Source organism: Agathobaculum sp. TL06, assembly GCF_054658635.1.
Genome location: NZ_BAAGGY010000068.1, coordinates 1 through 536 on the forward strand (window position 1 = coordinate 1; position 536 = coordinate 536).

Below are 536 nucleotides of genomic sequence, written 5' to 3' on the forward strand. Positions count from 1 at the left end.
TTTATTTACAGCGTAACGCCGTTTTTGAAGATGGCGATTTCACGGTAGCCCAGCAGCTCGGTTTTGGAGGGTCTGCCGCCCGCGATGTCCAGCACCAACGCATACAGCCGCTTCGCCGCCTCCGCGATCGGCTCGCCGTCCGCCACCGGACCCGCGTCAAAGTCGATCCACCCCGGCTTGCGCGCCGCAAGTCCGCTGTTGCTCGCGATCTTTACCGTCGGCGCCGGCGCGCCGAACGGCGTCCCGCGCCCCGTCGTGAACAGCACCATATGCGCGCCCGCCGCGGTCAGCGCCGTCGCCGATACCAGGTCGTTCCCAGGCCCGTACAGCAGGGTCAGCCCGTGCGCCGTTACCTGCTCCCCGTACCCGATCACGTCCGCCACCGGCGCCGTGCCGCCCTTCTGCACGCACCCGCACGACTTGTCCTCCAGCGTCGTGATGCCGCCTTTCTTGTTCCCCGGCGACGGGTTCTCGTACACCGTCTCGTTGTGGCTGATAAAGTAATCCTTGAAGCCGTTGAGCATGGCGGCCGCCTT

Annotated in this window: 1 pseudogene; it reads right to left on the minus strand. The window is 66.0% G+C overall.

Going from position 1 to position 536, the window contains the following annotated elements:
- Positions 1–5: 5 nt before the first annotated feature.
- Positions 6–536, minus strand: a pseudogene (locus tag ACYQ3S_RS15660) (altronate dehydratase); the annotation flags it as partial.